Source organism: Stenotrophomonas sp. 10L48, from assembly GCF_056395105.1.
In genome coordinates this window covers 122,717-139,904 of record NZ_JBFTIX010000003.1, presented here as the reverse complement: position 1 = coordinate 139,904, position 17,188 = coordinate 122,717, and the positions used below count along the sequence as shown (strand labels likewise).

The 17,188-nt window shown below is 67.5% G+C and carries 16 protein-coding genes; 10 read left to right on the top strand and 6 right to left on the bottom strand.

The features are described 5' to 3' along the window. Positions 1–40 precede the first annotated feature (40 nt). The 3 genes from AC1DCU_RS06190 to AC1DCU_RS06180 are packed head-to-tail and all read right to left on the bottom strand — an operon-like array spanning position 41 to position 3,491. A complete protein-coding gene (locus AC1DCU_RS06190) occupies positions 41–1,225 on the bottom strand; it encodes an ABC transporter permease (protein ID WP_059065550.1) in 1,185 nt (394 codons plus the stop codon). Next, positions 1,222–1,968 carry an ABC transporter ATP-binding protein gene (locus tag AC1DCU_RS06185; RefSeq protein WP_025877565.1) on the bottom strand — a complete coding sequence of 249 codons (747 nt, stop codon included), beginning with the start codon at positions 1,966–1,968 and terminating at the stop codon, positions 1,222–1,224. The genes AC1DCU_RS06190 and AC1DCU_RS06185 overlap by 4 nt, the downstream gene beginning before the upstream one ends. Then, positions 1,965–3,491 carry an alpha/beta hydrolase gene (locus tag AC1DCU_RS06180; protein ID WP_032976837.1) on the bottom strand — a complete coding sequence of 509 codons (1,527 nt, stop codon included), beginning with the start codon at positions 3,489–3,491 and terminating at the stop codon, positions 1,965–1,967. The genes AC1DCU_RS06185 and AC1DCU_RS06180 overlap by 4 nt, the downstream gene beginning before the upstream one ends. 271 nt (positions 3,492–3,762) lie before the next feature. Here AC1DCU_RS06180 and AC1DCU_RS06175 point away from each other — a divergent pair, with 271 nt between their 5' ends. The 4 genes from AC1DCU_RS06175 (at position 3,763) to AC1DCU_RS06160 (ending at position 7,411) form a co-directional block, all read left to right on the top strand. Further along, on the top strand, positions 3,763–4,248 hold the full coding sequence (locus AC1DCU_RS06175) for a DUF1203 domain-containing protein (RefSeq protein ID WP_312965074.1): 486 nt from the start codon (positions 3,763–3,765) through the stop codon (positions 4,246–4,248). Between the two features lie 236 nt (positions 4,249–4,484). After that, positions 4,485–5,654: a lytic polysaccharide monooxygenase gene (locus tag AC1DCU_RS06170; RefSeq protein ID WP_442251311.1), complete on the top strand. Its 1,170-nt coding sequence runs from the start codon at positions 4,485–4,487 to the stop codon at positions 5,652–5,654. Positions 5,655–5,869: 215 nt separating this feature from the next. Next, positions 5,870–7,042: a lytic polysaccharide monooxygenase gene (locus tag AC1DCU_RS06165; RefSeq protein WP_280884149.1), complete on the top strand. Its 1,173-nt coding sequence runs from the start codon at positions 5,870–5,872 to the stop codon at positions 7,040–7,042. An 87-nt stretch (positions 7,043–7,129) separates the two neighbouring features. Further along, a complete protein-coding gene (locus AC1DCU_RS06160) occupies positions 7,130–7,411 on the top strand; it encodes a DUF1883 domain-containing protein (RefSeq protein ID WP_025877572.1) in 282 nt (93 codons plus the stop codon). Between the two features lie 17 nt (positions 7,412–7,428). On the opposite strand, the gene AC1DCU_RS06155 is transcribed toward AC1DCU_RS06160, so the two are convergent. Then, entirely contained in the window at positions 7,429–8,178 is a 750-nt protein-coding gene (locus AC1DCU_RS06155; protein ID WP_080149594.1) for a ferredoxin--NADP reductase, read from the bottom strand. Positions 8,179–8,262: 84 nt separating this feature from the next. On the opposite strand from AC1DCU_RS06155, the gene AC1DCU_RS06150 reads away from it, so the two are divergent. The 4 genes from AC1DCU_RS06150 to AC1DCU_RS06135 all read left to right on the top strand — a co-directional run bounded on the left by AC1DCU_RS06150 (position 8,263) and on the right by AC1DCU_RS06135 (position 12,582). Then, entirely contained in the window at positions 8,263–9,231 is a 969-nt protein-coding gene (locus AC1DCU_RS06150; RefSeq protein WP_051501690.1) for an ABC transporter ATP-binding protein, read from the top strand. Next, entirely contained in the window at positions 9,228–10,028 is an 801-nt protein-coding gene (locus AC1DCU_RS06145) for an ABC transporter permease (protein ID WP_088101854.1), read from the top strand. The genes AC1DCU_RS06150 and AC1DCU_RS06145 overlap by 4 nt, the downstream gene beginning before the upstream one ends. A 687-nt stretch (positions 10,029–10,715) precedes the next feature. Next, a complete protein-coding gene (gene panE, locus AC1DCU_RS06140; RefSeq protein ID WP_025877580.1) occupies positions 10,716–11,654 on the top strand; it encodes a 2-dehydropantoate 2-reductase in 939 nt (312 codons plus the stop codon). 10 nt (positions 11,655–11,664) lie between these two features. Then, on the top strand, positions 11,665–12,582 hold the full coding sequence (locus tag AC1DCU_RS06135) for an NAD-dependent epimerase/dehydratase family protein (RefSeq protein ID WP_442252342.1): 918 nt from the start codon (positions 11,665–11,667) through the stop codon (positions 12,580–12,582). Positions 12,583–12,660: 78 nt separating this feature from the next. On the opposite strand, the gene AC1DCU_RS06130 is transcribed toward AC1DCU_RS06135, so the two are convergent. Beyond that, positions 12,661–13,458 (bottom strand): TatD family hydrolase, encoded by a 798-nt coding sequence (locus tag AC1DCU_RS06130; protein ID WP_025877584.1) that lies wholly within the window; start codon positions 13,456–13,458, stop codon positions 12,661–12,663. A 68-nt stretch (positions 13,459–13,526) separates the two neighbouring features. On the opposite strand from AC1DCU_RS06130, the gene hrpB reads away from it, so the two are divergent. Then, positions 13,527–16,034: an ATP-dependent helicase HrpB gene (gene hrpB, locus AC1DCU_RS06125; protein ID WP_442252340.1), complete on the top strand. Its 2,508-nt coding sequence runs from the start codon at positions 13,527–13,529 to the stop codon at positions 16,032–16,034. A 128-nt stretch (positions 16,035–16,162) separates the two neighbouring features. Next, positions 16,163–16,552 carry a hypothetical protein gene (locus AC1DCU_RS06120; protein WP_025877588.1) on the top strand — a complete coding sequence of 130 codons (390 nt, stop codon included), beginning with the start codon at positions 16,163–16,165 and terminating at the stop codon, positions 16,550–16,552. Positions 16,553–16,642: 90 nt separating this feature from the next. Here the strand turns inward: AC1DCU_RS06120 and AC1DCU_RS06115 are convergent, their stop codons facing one another. Continuing rightward, on the bottom strand, positions 16,643–17,182 hold the full coding sequence (locus AC1DCU_RS06115) for a pseudouridine synthase (protein ID WP_312962901.1): 540 nt from the start codon (positions 17,180–17,182) through the stop codon (positions 16,643–16,645). Positions 17,183–17,188 lie beyond the last annotated feature (6 nt).

The window sequence follows — 17,188 nt, the reverse complement described above, 5'->3', positions numbered from 1 at the left end:
GCCACATCCGCCGGGCATGGCCCGGCGCTACCGGTTCCACTCAGCCGGAAATCGCCAGCCGCTCGTTGTGGTAGCGGCGAACGGCGGCGAACCACAGCACGGCGGCCAGCGCCAGGCTGGCGCCGAGGTAGATCGCCCAGATGGTCGGGCTGATCACCTCGTGGCGGATCACCTTCAGCAGCATCTGGTTCTGCGACAGGAACGGCACCGCGTACTGCCACAGCTCGCTCTTCACCGGGTAAGCCATCAGCGCGTAGCCGGGCAGCATCGGCAGCAGCACCAGCCAGGTCATGTGGCTCTGCGCTTCCTTCATGCTCTTGGCCGCGGCCGAGAGGAAGGTCAGCAACGAGGTGCCGATCAGCAGCATCGGCACCATCACCAGCAGCATCTGCAGCATCGAGCCGATGTTCATGTTGAGCTGCCGGCCGACGTTGCCGGGCGCGATCTGTGCGCTGGCCTTGAACGCGATCAAGGTCAGCAGCAACGAGGCGAAGCCGACCACGCAGGCGGCGGCGATCTTGCCGCTGACGATGGCACTGCGCGAACCCGGGGTCGCCAGTAACGGCTCCAGCGATTGCCGTTCGCGCTCGCCGGCGGTGGCATCCATCACCAGGTAGGCGCCACCGATGAACGAGGTCAGCGTCAGCAGCACCGGCAGCAGCATCGACAGCATCATGCCGCGCTTGGCCTCGGCACTGGCCATGTCCTGGGTGGCCACATCCAGCGGTCGTGCAACCTGTGCGTCGACGCCACGCGCCATCAGCCGCAGCGCACCAACCTGACCGTTGTAGGTTGCCAGGGCCGCCTGCAGGCGTGCACTGGGCACTTCGGCGGCGCGACGGGTGCTGTCACGGATCACTTCCACCAGCGCGGGTTTGCCATCGGCCCAGTCCTTGCCGAACTCGGGGCTGATGCGCAGGGCGACGTCGATCTCCTGCGAGCGGATCGCTTCGGCCAGATCCTTCGGTGCCGGCGCGGCGTTCAATCCCTGCGCCGCCAGGAAGCGCACCAGGTTCGGCGCATTCTCCGCACCGATGGTCGGGATCTGCAGCGGCTGTTCGATCTGGATCCGCACGCGGCTTTCAGCCAGCTTGCCCATGCCCAGGATCAGCAGCGGGTACAGCACGGGGCCGAACAGCAGGGTCAGCAGCAGTGTGCGGCGGTCACGCGAGAGGTCGCGCAGTTCCTTGCGCATCACCGTCATCAGGGTCGACATCATGCTCATGCGTGCAGGCCCTCTTCGCTGCCGATCAGTTTCACGAACGCATCTTCCAGGTTGGGCTCGCCGGACTGCGCGCGCAGTTCATCGGCACTGCCGGCGGCCATCACCGTACCCTTGGCGATGATCACGATGTGGTCACACAGCGCACCGACCTCCTGCATGATGTGGCTGGACAGGATCACGCAGCGCCCTTCCTCGCGCAGGCCCAGCAGGAAGCGGCGCAGCGCGCGGGTGGTCATCACGTCCAGGCCGTTGGTGGGTTCATCAAGGATCACGTTGCGCGGGTCGTGCACCAATGCGCGGGCAATGGCGGTCTTGGTGCGCTGGCCCTGTGAGAAGCCATCGGTCTGCCGATCGAGGATGTCGGCCATGTCCAGCGCATGCGACAGCACCTCGATGCGTTCGCGGATGCGCGACGCCGACAGGCCATGCAGCTCGCCGAAGTAGGCGATGTTCTCGCGTGCGGTCAGCCGCTTGTAGACGCCACGTGCATCCGGCAGCACGCCGAGGTGGCGACGCACTTCCACCGGATCGCGGGCCGCGTCGATGCCATCGACGGTGATGCTGCCTTCATCGGGCGTCATCAGCGTGTACAGCATGCGCATGGTGGTGGTCTTGCCGGCGCCGTTCGGCCCGAGCAGGCCGGTGATGCGGCCATCCTCGGCGCGGAAGCCGACATCGGCCACCGCCTGGATGCGACCGGTGCGGGTATTGAAGGCCTTGTGCAGGTTGTCGGCGACGATCATGGGGCCCATCCGTTGAACGAGGTGAACGCCGGCACGTAGCTCAGCGTGTCCAGGCAGCTGGCATCCAGCGCCTTGGCATCGGTGGTGTCGATGAACTGGCCGAGCAGGCGTGGCATGCAGCCGGCGGTGAGGGTGCCGTGGCCTTGGCCGCGGGCAACCAGCGCGCGTCCCTTCGGCAGGCCCTTGAGCACCTGCTCGGCGTAACGCGGCGGCGTCACCGGGTCCAGTTCGCCGGACAGCAGCAGCACTGGCAGGTCGCTGTGCAGCGGCACTGCCGCAGCCGCCGCAGCCGGTTGGTGCGGCCACACCGGGCAGGCGGCGAAGAACGCGCGCGCCACTTCCGGGCCGACCAGGCTGTCGCTGCTTTCGACCGGCGCCTGGTAGCGCGGAGCGTCTTCGCTGCAGATCACCGACCACTGCATGCCGCGGTTGATCTGGAAATCCATGCTGCGGGTCGCACCGCGCGCCAGCGACGCCAGTGGTGCATAGCGACCCTGTGCCGCTTCATCCAGCACCAGCGGCAACAGCGAGGAGTACTGCGGTACGTAGGAGAAGGCGAACGCCAGGCCGACCACGCTGTCCGGGGTCAGCACGTCCTGCCGCGGTGCGTTGGTGCCGGGGTCGCGGTAGTCGACCGTGACCGGCGCGCGGCGCAGGGTTTCCACCACGCTGCGCAGCTGCGCACGGGTGTCGACCGGGAAGCGCTTGCTGCAGACAGCATCCTTGCGGCACTGCTCGGACTGCAGGGTGATCGCGTTGTCGAAGGTCGTGGCGAAATCGCCGCCGACCACCAGCTCGTTCGGTACCACGCCATCGATCACGATGCTGCGGGTGTGCTGCGGGTACGCGGCCGCGTAGCGCTGGGCAACGCGGGTGCCGTACGAGCCACCGACCAGGTTCAGCGTGTTGGCGCCCAGCGCCTGGCGTACCGCGTCCAGATCGGCGATGGCTTCGGCGGTGGTATAGAAGCGCGGATCGGCACGGCCCTTCAGCGACGCAGCGCAGCGCTCCGCGTACTCGCGCAGCAGCGCCTCGCTGGGCGCAGCGTCTTCATCCATCGGCAGCTCCTTGCCGTCCGCGCCCAGGCAGCTGAGCGGATTGGAGCCGCCGGTACCGCGCTGGTCGATCAGGAAAATGTCGCGCTGCTTGCGCACCTGGCGCAGTGCCGTATCGACGATGACGGCCACCTCGCTGGCCGCCTGGCCAGGCCCGCCGGCCAGGAAGAACACCGGGTCCGGCAGGCCCGAACCGCTGTTGCCCGACTCCAGCCAGGCCACGCGCAGATCGATCCTGCGGCCATCCGGCCTGCTCCGGTCTTCGGGCACCTGGAACGTCGCGCACTGCGCCTCGACGTTGGCATTGGCGCCTTCGGTGGCCAGCGTGCAGGGGCGGAAATCGATCTGGCCGTAGCGGCGGCTGGGTGTATCGCCCGCGCCGTCGGACCCTGCCTGCGGCGGTGCACTGCAGCCGGCAATCAGCATGCTGGCCAGCAACCCGGCCCGCGCGAAATGGTGTCTTTGCATCGTGCGTGATTCCCCTGGGGATATTCCTGTCCACCACGACGGTGTGCCGCGGCAGATGTGACCAATCGAATGTGACCCAACTTACACGCGCCGGACGCTGGCGGCGACAGGCGGATGTCCTGGGCCGGCGTCGGCACGGCCACCAGACGGTTGCGACCCTCGGCCTTTGCCCGGTACAGGGCGGTATCGGCCAGCGCGATCAGGTGGCGGAAAATGGCGAGCAGGCGGCCCGTGGCGCCGGCAGAATGCGCGCAGAACCAGGAGACACTCCATGCATCCGTGGCAACTCAGTGGCATCGACCACCAGCCGTTCGAGACGCTTTTCGAATCCAGCGATGATGCGCTGGCCGCGCGGGGAATCGTGCGCCGGCGCGCCGGCGACAGCGGCGGCTACCCCTGCAGGGTCAGCCTGACCGACGCGCCTGCCGGTGCAGAACTGCTTCTGCTGCCCTACACACACCTGGCCACGCATTCGCCATACCGCGCCTCGGGCCCGATCTTCGTGCAGCGCGGTGCAACCCGCTGCGTGCTGCCAGCAGGCGTGGTACCTGCCTACGTGCAGCGGCGGCTGATCTCGGTGCGCGCCTATGACAGCGCGGACTTCATGCTGAGCGGCCTGGTCTGCCAGGGCACCGAGGTTGCCACGCACCTGGACCGGCTGTTCGCCGATACAACGGTGGCCTTTGTGCAGCTGCACAACGCAGGACATGGATGCTTTTCGTGCCAGGTGGATCGGGTCGGCCACCCGCGGCAATGACGTTGCACGGGAACGTGATCGTCGCCGCGCCGCAGGCGTGACCGCCAGCGTGTTCGTTCAGTGTGGCGTGAAGCCTGCGGGAAGGGCTTCACACACGTAGTCACGGATCGGCATTGACGTGGTTTCCCACTGCGTGTTGCAGCTCGATACTCGCGACGGTACCGCTCATCGTCCGTCGCGCGATACGGCGTGGGTGCTGCGGTCACCGCTCCCTTCGACGACCACAAGGATGCGCCATGTCTCTGCGATACACCCCATTGCTGTTGGCCACCGTCTTCGTTGGCGTCGGTGTTGGCGTTGCCGGCAACGCCGCTGCACACGGCACGATGATCACCCCGGTCAGCCGCGTCTATGCCTGCTTCCAGGGCAACCCGGAGAACCCCACCAACCCGGCCTGCGCGGCCGCCAAGGCAGTGGCCGGCTCGCAGGCGTTCTACGACTGGAACGGCATCAACCAGGCCAACGCCAACGGCAACCACCAGGCCGTGGTGCCCGACGGCAAGCTGTGCAGCGGCAACAACCCGACCTTCCGCGGCCTGGACCTGGAGCGCAGCGACTGGCAGACCACACCGATCCAGCCCGATGCGAACGGCAGGTTCACCTTCGTGTTCAAGGCGACCGCCCCGCACGCTACGCGCGACTGGAAGTTCTTCGTCACCCGCGCCGGCTGGCAACCGGGCAGCCCGCTGCGCTGGGCCGACCTGCAGGAATTCTGCTCGCTGGGCAACACGCCGCTGTCGGCCGATGGCACCTACAAGCTGCAGTGCACGCTGCCGCAGCGCAGCGGCCAGCATGTGATCTACAACACCTGGCAGCGCGCCGATTCCACCGAAGCGTTCTATACCTGCATGGACGTGCGCTTTGAAGGCGGCGGCGGTACCACGCCGGTGCCGCAGTGGCAGGATGCCGGGCCGGTGACTGCACGTACCGAGCTGCCGGTGGGCACCACCCTGGCGCTGCGTGTGTTCAATGCCAACGGCAACGACGTGGAACGCGTGGAAGCCACCTTGGCCGCAGGCCAGAACACGCCGGCGCAGTGGCCGTTGGCGCTTGCGCGCAAGGTCAACGCCAGTGCCCAGCATGCGCGCGTCGGCGTACTCAGCAACGGCGCGATCACGCCCACTGCCTCGGCCACCGACAACCGCGTGTACCTGAAGGATGGCAATCGCTTCCAGCTGGACACCAAGGTGCCAGATCCGGGTACACCGTCACCCGGCGGTGATTTCGACCATGTGTATCCGGCCGGTATCGGCAGCTACGTGCCCGGGCAGACCGTGGTGAAGAGCAGCGACGGCAAGCTGTACGCCTGCCGCCCGTTCCCGGAAGGCGCGTGGTGCAACGTCAATGCCGAGGCGTACCGGCCGGGTGTGGGTTCGGCCTGGCGCGATGCCTGGGTGCCGTACTGAGTGACTGAGTGACTGAGCGGGGGCGGCGCGCGTGTGCCGCCCCGCTTCTGCAATGGGGCAGAGGCAGGCCTGCGGGTCCGGCTTGAAGTGTTAACCCGTTCGCGCAGGCACTGCACATCCCGTCGCAGCCTGCAGCTTTTCGGAATCGTTGAATGGTTGGCGCTGTGCATCGTGTGGAGACTCGCTGGACCTTCCACCGTCCACAGGACCCCATCATGCAACCGCTCAATCGACTTGCTCTCGCGGTGGCTGCCATCGCCAGCCTGGGCGCCTCTGCCAGCGCGCTGGCACACGGCACCATGTCCAAACCCACCAGCCGGGTGTACGCCTGCTACCAGGGCAATCCAGAGCAGCCGACCAACCCCGCCTGTGCTGCGGCCAAGGACATCGGCGGCGCACAGCCCTTCTACGACTGGGCCGGCATCAACCAGGCCAATGCCAATGGCAACCACCAGGCAGTCGTTCCCGACGGCGAGCTGTGCAGCGGTGGCAACAGCAAGTACCGCGGCCTGGATCTGGACCGGTCCGATTGGTCGACCACGCCGATCCGCGCCGATGGCAACGGCCGTTACACCTTTGAATTTCTTGCTTCTGCCCCGCATGCCACCCGCGAATGGAAGTTCTACGTCACCCGCGATGGCTGGCAGCCGGGCAGCCCGCTGCGCTGGGCCGACCTGCAGGAGTTCTGCACGCTGGGCGACGTCCCGTTGTCCGCGGGCGGTGTCTACAAGCTGGACTGCCCACTGCCCCAGCGCAGCGGCCAGCACCTGATCTACAACACCTGGCAGCGCTCGGATTCGGCCGAGGCCTTCTATACCTGCATGGACGTGCGTTTCGAGGGAGGCGGTGGCGTCGAGCCGCCACCGCAATGGCAGGATGCCGGTCCGGTCACCGCCCGCGGCGCGCTGGAAGTGGGCACCACCCTGACCCTGCGCGTGTTCAACGCCCAAGGCAACGATCTGGAGCGCCCGGAGATCACCCTGGCCGCCGGCCAGACTGCGGCGAACCAGTGGCCGCTGGCTCTGGCCCATGCGGTCAACGCCAGTGCACAGCAGGCGCGCGTTGGTGTGATGGACAATGGTGTGATCAGGCCGATCGCCTCGGCCACCGAGAACCGCGTCTATCTGAAGCCGGGTCATCGGTTCCAGCTCGACACGCGCGTTCCGGATCCGGTCGATCCTGTGGATCCACCGCCGGGTGGCGACTACGACTTCGTGTACCCGGCCGGACTTGGCAGCTACAAGCCCGGCGAGACCGTGGTGAAGGGCACCGACGGCAAGCTGTACGCCTGCCGCCCGTTCCCGGAAGGCGCGTGGTGCAACGTCAACGCCGAGGCCTACCGGCCGGGCGTGGGTTCGGCCTGGCGCGATGCGTGGGTGCCGTACTGACCGGGTAGGAGCCGGAGGCAGCCGCTGGCTGCCTCCACTGATCACCGCGGCCTGCACTCGCAACGGCCATCCAGAGGGCAGAAGCAGATGAACTACCTGAAATGGGATCTTGGAATCCTGCAGGCGGGTGACGTGATTGAAATCACTCTGACCCGCGCCGCCAACGTGCGCTTGATGACACCAAGCAATCTGGCCAGTTACCGGAATGGGCGAAGGCATCAGTTCCACGGCGGGCTGGTCAGCACGTCACCCTTCCACCTCACGGTGCCCTCTTCGGGCCCATGGCATCTGACCATAGACATGGCCGGACTGGCGGGCAGCACCCAAGCCTCGGTGCAGGTGCTGCCGCGCCCCTTGCCACCTGCCTGATCCCGGCGGCAGCGGTCTTATTTGCTGCTGACGTACTTCTCGCGGCGGATCTGCGGATTACCCAGGCCCGCCGCCTTCAGCGCTTCGGCGCAGGCGTCGACCATGTCCGGGTTGCCGCACAGGTAGGCGATGTCGGTGGCCGGGTCCGGCGTGAACGCCGCCAGCGCCTGCTGCACATAGCCATGGTGTACGTCCGGGTGCGGCTCGGCCGGCAGTTCCCGCGACAGGCAAGGCACATAACGGAAGTTCGGGTGCTTTTCGGCGAAGCTGTAGAAGTCTTCGCTGTACAGCAGTTCCCCCGGGCTGCGTGCGCCCTGCAACAGGACCACCTGCACGCCACGCTCGGCCATCGCCGTTGCCAGCAACGGCAGCATCGAGCGGTACGGGGTGACGCCGGTACCGGTGGCGATCAGCAGGTAGCGGCCGTTGTGGTCGCCCGGGTTCAGGCAGAACCGACCGTAGGGACCGGACGCGCTGACCTGGCCGCCGATGTCCAGCGCCTCGAACAGCGCCGTGGCGGCGCCACCGGGTACGAAGCTGACCGCGATATCCACCGCCTCGCCTGGCCCCAGCGCGTGGTCGTGGATGGTCGCCAGCGAATAGCTGCGCTTGGTTTCGGTGCCATCGGCGTAGCTGAAATGGACCTGGATGAACTGGCCGGGCTGGAAATCCAGCGGCTGGCCGTCGTCACGCACGAACTGGTAATGGCCGATGGAGGGCGCCAGCATGCGGCGGTCGACCAGTTTGATGGGGAATTGGACAGGCACGACTTTTCGGGACAGTGTGTAGCCGGGGCAAGCCCTCGGGGTCTTCTATAATAGACCTTCCCCGCCCCTCTCCAGCGCCAGCCCATGGGCGCGAAGGCATCGAGCTTGGCTTCCCTGAACGATACGGCGCCCGCCCTGCGCGTGCGCGACCTGCGTAAAACCTATGACAACGGCACCCAGGCCCTGAAAGGGGTCTCGCTGGAAGTGGCCCCGGGCGACTTCTTCGCCCTGCTGGGCCCGAACGGTGCCGGCAAGTCCACCCTGATCGGCATCATCAGTTCCCTGGTCAACCTCAGCGAGGGCCAGGTGGAAGTGTTCGGCAGCGACCTGGTGCGCAACCGCAGCGCGACCATGCGCCTGATCGGACTCGTGCCGCAGGAGATCAACTTCAACCTGTTTGAAAAGCCCTTCGACATCCTGGTGAACTACGCCGGCTTCTACGGCGTGCCGCGCGCCGAAGCCGAGCAGATGGCCGAAGTCGAGCTCAAGCGCGCCCACCTGTGGGAGAAGGCGCAGGTGATGAGCCGCACCCTGTCCGGCGGCATGAAGCGCCGGCTGATGATCGCCCGCGCGATGATGACCCGGCCGCGCCTGCTGATCCTGGACGAACCGACCGCTGGCGTGGACATCGAGATCCGCCGCGACATGTGGCGGGTGCTGAAGGAGATCAACGCCGCCGGCACCACGATCATCCTCACCACCCACTACCTGGAAGAGGCCGAGCACCTGTGCCGCAACCTGGCCATCATCGACCACGGCCAGATCGTCACCCAGGGCCCGATGCGCGAACTGCTGGCCAAGCTTGACGTGGAAGGCTTCCTGCTGGACATCGACGGCACCCTGCCCGCCCAGTTGCCGGTGATCGAGGGGGCAACCCTGACCGCCACCGACGGCCATACGCTGGACATCGACATGCCACGTGCGATGGACCTCAACCGCGTGTTCGAGGCACTGAACGCGGCGGGCATCCGCGTGCGCTCGATGCGTACCAAGAGCAACCGCCTGGAGGAACTGTTCGTGCGCCTCACCGGCAACCAGGAGACGTCCGCATGAGCAGCACCCCGACCCCGGTCCTGACCGACGGCCAGCGCAACCGCATCGCACTGATGACCATCGTGCGCCGCGAAGTCGCCCGCATCATGCGCATCTGGGGCCAGACCCTGGTACCGCCGGCGATCACCATGACCCTGTACTTCCTGATCTTCGGCGGCCTGATCGGTTCGCGCGTGGGTGACATGGGCGGCTACACCTACATGCAGTTCATCGTGCCGGGCCTGGTGATGATGAGCGTGATCCAGAACAGCTACGGCAACATCAGCTCCTCGTTCTTCGGCGCCAAGTTCGGCCGCCACGTGGAAGAGCTGCTGGTCAGCCCGATGCCGAACTGGGTGATCCTGTGGGGCTACGTGGCCGGTGCGGTGCTGCGTGGCCTGATGGTGGGCGTGATCGTGCTGATCATCGCGATGTTCTTCACTCCGGTGCGCATCCCGCATCCGCTGGTGACGCTGACCACGGTGATCCTGGGCGCGACGATCTTCTCGCTGGCCGGCTTCATCAACGCGGTGTATGCGAAGAAGTTCGATGACGTGGCGATCGTGCCGACCTTCATCCTGACTCCGCTGACCTACCTGGGCGGCGTGTTCTATTCGGTGAAGCTGCTGCCGCCATGGGCGGAGGCGGCCACGCACGCGAACCCGATCTTCTACATGGTCAACGCGTTCCGCTATGGCCTGCTGGGCAGCAGCGATGTGCCGGTGGTGGTGGCGTATGCGCTGATGATCGGTTTCGTGGTGGTGCTGACGGCGCTGGCGCTGTGGTTGTTGCGCCGTGGCGTGGGAATGCGCAGCTGAGGATGTTCTGCAGGGCCTGCGACCCTGCACCCGCACTGGTAGTGCCGGCCGCTGGCCGGCAACAGCAACAGCAACAGCAACGTCAACGTCAACGTCAAAAACGAGATATCCGTGGGATGGCGGGATGGTGTCGGGTTGCGGGGACGCCGCAAGTACGTCCTTGTAGGCTTGGCCGCGCCATCCATGGCGCGGACACCCCGCAACCCGACACCACCCCGCCTTCGACAGTTTTCCGCTGCTGTCGGAACGGCGTCCGTGCTGCTGTTGGTGGGTGTCGACCCTGGTCGACACAGTAGATCCACGCCATGCGTGGATGAAACATTCGCGATGGGGCCGAGCATCTGCTCGGCTCTTTTCGTTTGTGAGCTGATGGATATGGATCCATCGGAAAGATGATCGCGAGGAACGAGCGAAGCGACCCGCTGTTGCTTTTGATTTTCTTCTTTGTTTTCCGTGGTGGACGCACACGGAAACCGTCAGGGGTCGGGCGGGGTGGGCTCGCGGGGGTGTCCGCGCCATGGATGGCGCGGCCAAGCCTACACGGACGTACTTGCGGCGCCCCCCGTGAGCCCACCCCGCCCGACCCAAACACAGCTTGCGCTTCAAACCACCACGAGGGGCTCAGCCGTTGGCCGCAAACTCCGGCACAATCGCTGCAGTGAATCCCCCAACTGCAGTGAGCGTGCAATGCGTATCCTGATCCTCGGCGCCGGCGGTACCGGCGGTTACTTCGGTGGTCGCCTGGCCCAGGCTGGCGTGGACGTGACCTTCCTCGTGCGCCCCGCGCGCGCCGCGCAGCTGGATCGTGATGGCCTGGTGCTGCGCAGCCCGGTGGGCGATGCCACGTTCCCGGTGCAGCACGTCACCGCAGATGCCCTGCCTGCGCTGGCTGCGGACAAGCCGTTCGATCTGGTGATCCTCAGCTGCAAGGCCTACGATCTGGACAGCTCGATCGATGCCATCGCCCCGGCGGTGGGCGCGGGTACCACCGTGCTGCCGATCCTCAACGGCCTGCATCACTACAACGCGCTCGACGCGCGCTTCGGCCGCGACGCCGTGCTCGGCGGTCTGTGCTTCATCAGTGCGACCAAGGCGCCTGATGGGGCCGTGCTGCACCTGGGCAAGCCGGCCAAGCTGACCTTCGGCGAACGCGATGGCGGTGCGATCTCCGCGCGCGTGCAGGCGTTCGCAGCAGCGTGTGCGCAGGCCAATCTCGATCATCTGGCCAGTGAGCACATCGGCCAGGAACAGTGGATCAAGTACACGTTCCTGACCGCGCTGGCGGCGGCCACCTGCCTGCTGCGTGCGGACATCGGCACGATCGTGGCCACCGATGACGGCGACGCCATCGTGCGTGGGCTCTATGACGAATGCCTGGCGGTGGCCGAAGCAGCGGGTGAGCCGGTGCCGCAGGCGGCGCAGGACACCGCGCGTGGCACCCTGACCCAGGCCGGTTCGGCGTTGAAGGCGTCGATGCTGCGCGACCTGGAGGCAGGCCAGCAGGTGGAAGCGGCCCAGATCGTCGGCGACATGCTGGCGCGTGCGCGCGCCGCGGGCCAGGAAGCGTTGCTGCTGCAGGTCGCCTACAGCAGCCTGCAGGCCTACCAGGCCCAGCGCTCGGTGTGATCCGATGAACATGCCTGGCCCGTTGCCGAAGCGCGTACTGATCCTCGGCATGGGCTGGAGTGGCCGCGTGTTGGCCGCGCGCCTTCAGGCCCAGGGCGTACACGTGGAAGGCACGGTGCGCGATCCGGCGTCGGCACCTGACGATGGCCTGCTGCGTCATCAGCTGCGTGCTGACGCCGCGCTTGCCCCGAGCCTGCTCGCTGCGATTGCCCATGCCGACGCGGTGCTGTGCAGCGTCCCTCCCGATGCCGAGGGCGACCCGGCGCTGCGCCTGCTGCATGCCGCGTTGCGCGACAGCAGTTCACTGCGTTGGCTCGGTTACCTGTCGTCGACCTCGGTCTACGGCGACCGCGACGGTGGCTGGATCAATGAGCACAGCGTGGCCGATGCCACCGGGCCGGCAGGCATGCAGCGTCGCCTCGCCGAAACGCAATGGCGTGCGCTGGCGGATGCGCGCGGTATCGCCTCGGCGATGTTCCGCCTGCCGGGCCTCTACGGATCCGGGCGCAACGCGCTGCTGCAGCTGGCGCAGGGCCGCGCGCGGCACGTAGTGCGGCCAGGGCTGGTGTTCAATCGCCTGCACGTGGACGACCTGGCTGCGGTGGTGATCGCCGCGATGCAACGCCCCATGGCCAACGCACTGTATCTGCCGAGCGATGACCAACCGGCACCGCCGCAGGATGTACTGGCCTTCGCTGCGCAGCTGGGGGGTTTCGCCATGCCACCCGCGGTGGCCTGGGACGATCCATCAGTCAGCGCGACATTGCGGCGCTTCTACCAGAGCAGCAAGCGCATCGACAGCCGCAGCACGCGCGACGCGCTGGGCTGGACGCCGCGGTTTCCAACGTATCGGGAAGGGCTGACGGATATTGCCGCTTCGCTCGCCGGGCATGGCCCGGCGCTACCGGATCCGGGCACTCCCGGCTGACGGATATTGCCGCTTCGCTCGCCGGGCATGGCCCGGCGCTACCGGATCCGGCCAGCGGCCGGCACTACCGTTTGCCGATCAGGCGGCGTCCGGCAACCGGAAGAACGCACGCGTGGCAGCCGTGGCGTTTGCGGCCGTGGTCTGCACATCCTCGCCACGGTCCCGCGCCAGCTCTTCCACGATGTGCGACAGGAACACCGGTTCGTTGCGGCGATCCTTCGGCATCGGCTTCAAGGTGCGCGGCAGCAGGTACGGTGCGTCGGTCTCGATCATCAACCGGTTGGCCGGAATGTTCTTCACCAGCTCGCGCAGGTGACCGCCACGGCGCTCGTCGCACAGCCAGCCGGTGATGCCGATGTACCAGTCCTGGTCGAGATAATCGAACAGCTCCTGGCGCTCGCCGGTGAAGCAGTGCACCACGGCCGGACCGATGCGGCCTTCGAAGTTCTTCATCTGTGCCATGAAATCGGCATGCGCGTCGCGCTGGTGCAGGAACAGCGGCTTGCCATTGTCTGCAGCCAGCTGCAGCTGGCGCTCGAACGCGCGATGCTGCGCCGGGCGCGGCGAGAAATCACGGAAGTAGTCCAGCCCGCACTCTCCCACCGCCACCACTTCGGCATGGGCGTGCAGTGCGCGCATCTCCGCATCGCACTCGTCGGTGTACTCCACCGCGTGGTGCGGGTGCACGCCGGCAGTGGCGTACAGGAAGCCCGGGTGCTGCTGCGCCAGCTGCAGGGCCAGCGGCGAATGCTCGCGGCTGGCACCGGTGATGATCATCTGCACCACACCGGCCTGGCGTGCGCGGTCCAGCACGGCGTCGCGGTCGCGGTCGAAGGAGTCGTGGGTCAGGTTGGCGCCGATATCGATCAGATGCATGGGGGCAGCAGAGGCAGGAAAACCCGCGCATTGTACCCGTGCCCGCCATGGCCCCTTATCCTTTGCAGATGAACGCCCCGCAATTCCCCATCTCTCCGCTGCTGCCGCAGATCCAGCAGCACCTGGCCGTGCACCCGCGGCTGGTGCTGGAAGCCCCGCCTGGCGCGGGCAAGACCACCCAGGTGCCGTTGGCGCTGCTCGATGCGCCGTGGCTGGAGGGTCGCAGGATCATCCTGCTGGAACCACGCCGGGTGGCCGCGCGCAGTGCCGCGATGTTCATGGCGCGCCAGCTCGGTGAGGAGGTCGGCGGCATCGTCGGCTACCGCATCCGCTTCGAGAACAAGGTATCGGCGCGCACGCGCATCGAGGTCGTCACCGAGGGCATCCTGACCCGGATGCTGCAGGACGATCCAATGCTGGAGACCGTGGGCGCGATCCTGTTCGACGAATTCCACGAGCGCCACCTCAGTGGCGACCTGGGCCTGGCGCTGGCGCTGGACGTGCAGTCGCAGCTGCGCGATGACCTGCGGTTGCTGGTGATGTCGGCGACGCTCGATGGCGAACGCCTGGCGCGCTTCCTCGATGCACCACGACTGAGCAGCGAAGGCCGCAGCTATCCGGTGGCAATCAGCCACTTCCCTGCCCGGCGTGACGAGGCGCTGGAACTGCAGGTGCGACGCGCGGTGCAGCAGGCGCTGGCCGAGCACCCCGGTGACCTGCTGGTGTTCCTGCCCGGCCAACGTGAGATCGCACGCGTGCAGGCAGGCCTGCAGGACAGTCTTGCTGGCGCTGCGGTGGACGTATTGGCCCTGCACGGTGAACTGCCGGTGGAACAGCAGGCGCGCGTGCTGCAGGCCGCCAGCGACGGCCGCCGCCGCGTGGTGCTCGCCACCAACGTCGCCGAATCCTCGGTGACCCTGCCCGGCGTGCGCGTGGTGATCGACAGCGGCCAGGCGCGCGAGCCGCGCTACGACCCCAACAGTGGATTCACCCGCCTGGACGTGGTCGCCATTGCGCAGGCCTCGGCCGACCAGCGTGCCGGCCGTGCCGGGCGCGTGGCCGAGGGCGTGGCCTGGCGGCTGTGGCCGCAGTCGCAGCGGCTGGAACCGCAGCGTCGCGCCGAGATCGACCAGGTTGAACTGGCCGGCCTTGCGCTGGAACTGGCCGCCTGGGGCAGCAGCGACCTGCGCTTCCTCGACCCGCCACCGACCGGGCCGATGGCCGCCGCACGCGAACTGCTGCAGCGCCTGGGCGCGTTGTCGAGCAGCGGCGCGATCACTGCACTTGGCCGTCGCGTGCTGGCGCTGGGCACCCATCCGCGGATGGCCGCGATGCTGCTGGCCGCAGCTGATGCCCGCGCGCAGGCGTTGGCCGCCGATCTGGCGGCATTGCTGGAAGCTCGTGACCCATTGCGCCAGGGCGGTGATGCACTGGCCGCACGCTGGCGCGCACTGGCGGCCTTCCGCAACGGCCGTGCGCCGGCCGATGCCAATCGCAGTGGCCTGGCCGCCATCGATGCCGCTGCCAAACAGTGGCGCCGTCGCCTGCGTTGTGACGCTACACCGCCCGCCAGCATCGAGGCCCACGAACTGGGCGACCTGCTGGCCCATGCCTTCCCCGACCGCATTGCCTTCCAGCATCCGAACGACCCGCTGCGTTACCTGCTGGCCAACGGCCGCAGCGCCCGCCTGCATGAACTGAGCGACCTGCGGGGCGAACCGTGGCTGGTGGCCAGCGAACTGCGCTTCGAGGCGCGCGACGCGCTGCTGCTGCGCGCCGCACCGGTGGATGAAGGCTTTCTGCGCAGGCACTGGCCCGAGCGCTTCGTGACCGAAGACGCGGTGCGCTGGGATGACACCCGCCGCGCCCTGGTCGCGCTGCGCGAAACACGCTTCGACCGCATCGTGATGGACAGCCGTTCGGCTGGCCGGGTTGATCCGCAGCTGGCGGCGCAGGCACTCACCGACGCCGTTGCCGAGCTCGGCCTGCAGGCATTGCCATGGACCGACGGTCTGCGCCAGTGGCAGGCACGGGTGGAATCGCTGCGGCGCTGGATGCCCGAGCTGGGCCTGCCCGACTGCAGTGATGCCGCATTGCTGGCCAACCGTGCGCAGTGGCTGCAGCCGGCGTTCGCGGGCAGGACACGGCTGGATGCACTGGACGAGGCCAGTTTCGGCGAAGCGCTGAAGTCGCCACTGGAATGGTCGCAACGGCAGCTGGTCGAGCGCCACGCGCCCACCCGGATCACCGTGCCGTCGGGGCTGGAGCGGCCGATCAGCTACGCGCTGGACGGCGAAAGCGGCGAGCCGCTGCCGCCGGTGCTGGCGGTGAAGCTGCAGGAGTTGTTCGGCCTGGCCGATACGCCACGCATCGCCGATGGCCGGGTGCCGCTGACCCTGCACCTGCTGTCGCCGGGTGGCCGGCCGTTGCAGGTCACCCAGGATCTGCGCAATTTCTGGGAGAACACCTACGCCGAGGTGAAGAAGGAGATGAAGGGCCGTTACCCGCGCCACCCGTGGCCGGACGACCCTTGGACGGCTACGGCGACCCACCGGGCCAAGCCGCGCGGGACGTGATGCGCGCCGACACCCCGCCCGTTCCTGAATGGCTGCGGTAGAGTCACACCACGCGCCCGCCTGACTGACATACCGTTTACGGGCAACAGGCGACACTGGACTTCGACCCGAGGCAAGGACACCCCCGCATGAGCAAGCTGACCGTAATCACCGACCGCGCCCTGGAGCGCGCCCTCGACCTGGCCCATACCGCAGGCGATGGCCTGAAGAGCGCGGGCGGCAGCCTGCGTCACCTCGGCCCGCAGGCCAGCGACTGGATCAAGACCGGTGCCGCCCTTGGCGCGGTGAAGACTGGCGGCAAGGTCGCCACCAAGTTCGCCCGCCGCAATCCGGCGGTGACCATCGCGGCAGCTGCCGTGGGCGTAGGCCTGCTGGGCTATGCGCTGTACCGCAAGCAGCAGAAGAAGAAGGCCGCCAATGGCCATGTGGTCAACGGCCAGGCCCAGCGCATCAACGCGCGCGATCGCCGCAACGACACCGTGGTCGACGAGCACAGCGATATCGGCAGCGACGCCTGATTGACCGGGGTCGGATCCCTTCCGCAGGAAGGGCTCTGACCCCATGACGCTGCACGAGGGTCGGACGCCGCAAGGCCTCCGGCCTTTTTTTCAGCCGATCTGCCGCCACTGCCCGGGCTGCAGGTCATCCAGCCGGTATGGCCCCATTGCAGCGCGTACCAGCCGCAGCGTCGGCAGGTTCACCGCAGCGGTCATTCGCCGCACCTGGCGGTTACGCCCCTCGCGGATCGTGATCGCCAGCCAGCTGTCGGGCACCGTCTTGCGGAAGCGCACCGGCGGATCGCGCGGCCACAGTTCAGGCGCAGGATCGAGGCGCTCGATTTTCGCCGGCAGCGTCGGCCCGTCATTGAGCATCACGCCATCGCGCAGCTGCTGCAGCTGCCCGTCGCTGGGCGTGCCTTCCACCTGCACCCAGTAGAGCTTGTCCGCCTTGTGCTTCGGGTCGGTCAACTTGTGCGCCAGCGTACCGTTGTCGGTCAGCAGCAGCAGGCCTTCACTGTCATGGTCGAGGCGGCCGGCAGCGTAGACGCGCGGCGGCAAACCGAAGCCGGCCAATGTCGGCCGCGGCGGCACGCTGCGGTCGGTGAACTGGCAGAGCACGTTGAACGGCTTGTTGAAGGCAATCAGCATCGCGGG